We start from the raw sequence: 4747 nt of genomic DNA, 5'->3' as shown, positions 1-4747 counted from the left end.
TGGGACCTGGACCTGCCCGCGCTGCTGCCGTGGCGCTCGGACGTCGTCCTCGCCCAGTTCGCGCTCGGCCGGGGCGACCGCGCCGCCGAACTGGTCCTCGCCCAGCTCGACCGCCCCACCGCCGACCTGCCGAGGGTGCGCGGCGCCTCGCTGCGCGCCCTGTCCCGCTCGGCGGAGCTCAAGCAGCGCCTGCCCATGCTGCGCGAGTCCGTCGCCCTGCTGCAGGGCTGCGGCGACCAGGTCGAGCTCTCCCTGGCGCTGGCCGCCCTGGGCTCCACCCACCACGCCCTCGGCGAGTTCGGCGCCGCCGAGGTCGTCGCCAAGCGCGCCGTCCGCACCGCGGAGGCCTGCGGCGCGGGCGCCCTCTGCCGCGCCGCGCTCCCCGCGGGCCTGGTCCTGGACGGCACGCCCACCGGCGCCCCCGAGGCCGAGACCACCGCCGAGAGCGCTCCCGCGGCCGAACCCGACGACCTCGCCACCCTCAGCACCGCCGAGCGCAGGGTCGCCGCGCTGGCGGCCATGGGCCACACCAACCGCGAGATCGGCCGCAAGCTCTACATCACCATCAGCACCGTCGAGCAGCACCTGACCAGGGTCTACCGCAAGCTGAAGGTCCGCCGCCGCGCCGACCTGCCCACCGGCCTGCCCCTGGAAGCGCTCTCCGCGTGGGGTGCCGAGACGGCGGTGGGCGCGGCCAGACCCGGCGCCTCCTCGCACCGCGCGTGACCCGCCCGGCCCCGCACCCCACGACGACCCCGCACCCGACTTCTCCCGCCCCACAAGGGTTCCGCCCCCGACCGGTCCGCACATCCCTTGTCCCGCAACGGTCGTGGCGCCCACCGCCCACGACCCCCGCTCCCACCCCTCACCGGGACGCGCGAGCGGCACGACCGCCGGGGTGGGCCTATACCCACCCTCCTAGGCCCACCCAACCGGGCCGCTAAGTCCATGGCAGGCAAACGATCTCGCCAATAGCGTTGTCCACAACACCACAACGGGATCGAAGAGAAACGAGCGCTGGGAGAGTGACCATGTTCGGCAACAGGCGCAGGGAACCACAGGGCGGCGGGAGCGCCAGGGCGGCCGTGCGCCTGGACTCCGTCCGCAAGACCTACGGCAAGGGCGAGAACGCCGTCGAGGCGTTGCGCGGCGTCGACATCTCGTTCGGCTACGGCAGCTTCACCGCCGTCATGGGCCCGTCCGGCTCGGGCAAGAGCACCCTGCTGCAGTGCGCGGCGGGCCTCGACGTCCCCACCAGCGGCGCGGTGATCCTCGACGGCGTGGACCTCACCGGCAAGAACGAGGTCGCCCTGACCGAGCTGCGCCGCGAGCGCGTCGGTTTCATCTTCCAGAGCTTCAACCTCCTGCCCGCGCTCACCGTGGAGCAGAACATCACCCTCCCGCTCAAGCTCGCCGGGCGCCGCATCGACCACGGCCGCGTCGCCGACGTCATCCGCCGGGTCGGTCTCGACCAGCGCCGCGGCCACCTGCCGAGCGAGCTGTCCGGCGGCCAGCAGCAGCGCGTCGCGATCGCCCGCGCCCTGGTGGCCGAGCCGCCCGTCGTGTTCGCCGACGAGCCCACCGGCGCCCTCGACACCCGCACCGCGCTGGAGGTCCTCGACCTGCTGCGCGAGTCCGTCATGGTCACCGGCCAGACCATCATCATGGTCACCCACGACCCGGTCGCCGCCTCGCACGCCGACAACGTCGTGTTCCTCATCGACGGCCAGGTCATCAGCGACATCCACAACCCCACCCCCGAGGCCGTCGCCGACCGGATGACGCACCTCACCGCCCTCGTCGAGCAGCCCCGCCGCTCCTTCGACCTCAGCTCCAGCGCGAACCAGCGCGGTCCCAGGGGTGAGTACTGATGTGGGGTCTGGCCCTGCGCACCCTGCGCTTCCGCAAGAGCGCGTTCGTCGCCACCTTCATCGCGGTCATGCTCGGCTCCGGCCTGGTCATCGCCAGCGCGGGCCTGATGGAGACCGCCATCCGCATCGCCGTCCCGGCGGAGCGCACCGCCGCCGCGCCCGTCGTGGTCAGCGGCAGGCAGGCCTACCTCGTGCCGAACGAGGACCCGAACGACCTCAAGAACATGAAGACCGTCGCGCTGGCCGAGCGCCAGTGGCTGCCCGAGGACCTGGCCGGCGAGCTGGAGTCCGTCAACGGCGTCGAGCGCGTCGTGGGCGAGACCAACATCGCCGCCACCGTCGTCCGCGACGGCAAGCCCGTCCAGGTCGGCGCCCAGTCCCTGGGCCACGACTGGACTTCGGCCGAGCTGGGCCCGTACCGCATCACGGACGGCGCCGAGCCCACCGGCAACCGCGACGTCGTCCTCGACAGCGCCACCGCCCAGCTCGCCAGCGTCAAGGTCGGCGACCAGGTCGACGTCCTCACCAAGGGCAAGCCGAGCGCCTTCACCGTCTCCGGCCTCACCTCGCCCGCCCGCAAGGACCCCCAGTCCCTGCTGTTCTTCTCCTCCGAGGCCATCTCCTCCCTCGGCCTGCACGGCGGCGACATCAGCGCCTACGGCCTGTTCCTCAAGCCCGGCGCCGACGTCGACACCGTCCTGGAGACCGTCGAGGACAAGCTCGCGGGCCAGCCCTACATCGTCCTGGCCGACGGCGACCGGGGCGTCGCCGAGCACCCGGAGGCGGTCGGCGGCCGGGCCCAGCTGATCCCGCTCGCAGGCGTCTTCGGCGGCATGGCGGTCTTCATCGCCATGTTCGTGGTCAGCGGAACCCTCAGCCTGTCCATCCAGCAGCGCCAGCGCGAGGTGGCAACCCTGCGCGCCATCGGCGCCACCCCCAAGCAGGTCCGCCGCATGATCGTCGGCGAGGCGTTCTTCATCTCCACCGTCGCCGCCCTCCTCGGCTGCCTCCCCGGCTGGCTGATCGGCCCGCTCCTCTTCTCCCTGGTCTCCGACGCGGGCGTCATCTCCCCGGTCGTCGAACACCACCAGGGCTTCCTCGCCTACCTCATCGGCCCCCTGGTGGCCCTGGTCACCGCCCTGGTGGCCGCCCGCATCACCAGCTCCCGCGCCTCCAAGGTCAACCCGGCCGAGGCCCTCGCGGAAGCGGCCGTGCAGCGCAAGTGGGTCACCTTCCCCAGGGTGTTCTTCGCGGTGATCTTCTTCGCGATGGGCATCGCCCTGTTCATCGTCACCGGCACCGTCATGACCGGCCCGGTGGCCTCCGCCACCGCAGGCCCCGCGGTCATGGCCTGGGCCCTCGCCCTGGCTCTGATCAGCCCCGGCCTCACCAAGGTCCTCGGCAGGCTCCTCTCCATCCCGGTCAGGGCGTTCAGCGGCATCGAGGGCTACCTGGCGAACAACAACATGAAGCTCCGCTCGATCCGCATGGCCGCCGCGGTCACCCCCGTGATGCTCGCGGTGGGCATCGCCCTGGCGAACTTCTACACCTCCACCACCCAGGAGGCCGCGGCCGTCAAGTGGTTCGCGGAGGACCTCCGCGCCGACGCCGTGGTCTCCTCCACCACCGGCGGCTTCGACCCGAGCGTGGTCGAGCAGGTCCGCCAGGTCGAAGGCGTGGAAGCAGCCTCCCACTACACGACCAGCGCCGGGTGGATCGACAAGCCCTACGACGGCTCCCACGTGGAGAGCCCCTGGCCCATCCAGGGCGTGGACGCCCAGAACGCGTCCCTGATCACCGGGATCACCCCGGTGGAAGGCGACCTGTCCAAGCTGACCGGCGACACCGCGGTCCTGCCCGTGGAGCAGGCGGCGGACATGAACGTGGGCATCGGCGACAAGGTCACCCTCCGCATGGGCGACCGCCAACCCGCCGAGGTCACCGTCGTCGCCCTCTACGAGGCCAAGAGCGGCTACGAGAGCATCGTCGTCCCGGCCACCCTGGCCGCGAAGCACAGCACCACGGGCATGGTCCGCCAGATCCTGGTGGCGGGCAAGGAAGGCACCGGCACCGACGCCCTGGCGACCGCGGTGGCCGAGAAGGTCGCGAACGTCCCAGGCGCCGTGGTGGGCGACCGCGACACCATCATCACCCCCGCGGAGGGCAGCAAGACCCAGACCTGGGTCAACTACCTGCTCGTGGGCCTGGTGAGCGGCTACGCCCTGATCTCCGTGGCGAACACCCTCGTCACCGCGACGGCGTCCCGCAAGCGCGAACTGGGCGTCCAACGCCTGATCGGCTCAACCCCGCGCCAGGTCATGTGGATGCTGGGCATCGAGGCCTCGGTGATCGCCACGATCGGCATCGTCCTGGGCTCGGTCGCCTCCATCGCCACCCTGATGCCGTTCAGCATCGTGGTCCTGGAAAGCCCGTTCCCCTCAGGCTCGGTCCTCATCTTCCTGGGCGTCGCAGCAGGCGCCTTCGCCCTGACCCTGGGCGCAACCCTGCTCCCCGCGAGGAAACTCCTCCGCATCCCCCCGGCGGAAGCAGCGAAGGCCGCCGACTAGAAGACCACTCTCCACACCCCACGGGACCCGGAGCCGCTCCCCCGGGCTCCGGGTCCCACCCAACCAAGGTCCTCAGGGACCCGCACGGGGAACCACAAGGGATCGCCCAGGCCAAGAGCCAAGGGCGATCCCTTGTGCGCCAAGCACTACAGCCGAACGCACTAGCAGGCTGCAAGGCGAGCGCAACTACCTCACAAGCCGCACTGCCCTTCACCGCCTCACAAGCCGCACTGCCCTTCACCGCCTAGCGGGCTGCGGGGCGAGCGCAGCGAGCCCGCAGCCAGCCATCCCGCGTCCCTCTTTCCCGTT

At 71.7% G+C, this 4747-nt stretch carries 3 protein-coding genes; all 3 read left to right on the top strand.

What is annotated here, in order from left to right; all coding sequences use genetic code 11:
• Positions 1-726, top strand: a 726-nt coding sequence (locus tag ACTUAL_RS27430) for a helix-turn-helix transcriptional regulator (protein ID WP_440902271.1), incomplete at its 5' end; no start/stop codon positions are given.
• A 305-nt stretch (positions 727-1031) separates the two neighbouring features.
• Positions 1032-1871 carry an ABC transporter ATP-binding protein gene (locus ACTUAL_RS27425; RefSeq protein ID WP_096497768.1) on the top strand — a complete coding sequence of 280 codons (840 nt, stop codon included), beginning with the start codon at positions 1032-1034 and terminating at the stop codon, positions 1869-1871.
• Positions 1871-4438, top strand: coding sequence for an FtsX-like permease family protein (locus ACTUAL_RS27420; RefSeq protein ID WP_440902270.1), 2568 nt, complete (start codon positions 1871-1873; stop codon positions 4436-4438). Before ACTUAL_RS27425 ends, ACTUAL_RS27420 begins: the two co-directional genes overlap by 1 nt.
• Positions 4439-4747 lie beyond the last annotated feature (309 nt).

This window comes from Actinosynnema sp., assembly GCF_052038725.1.
The sequence above is the reverse complement of the archived record's forward strand: the minus strand, read 5'-3'. Positions and strand labels throughout refer to the sequence as shown.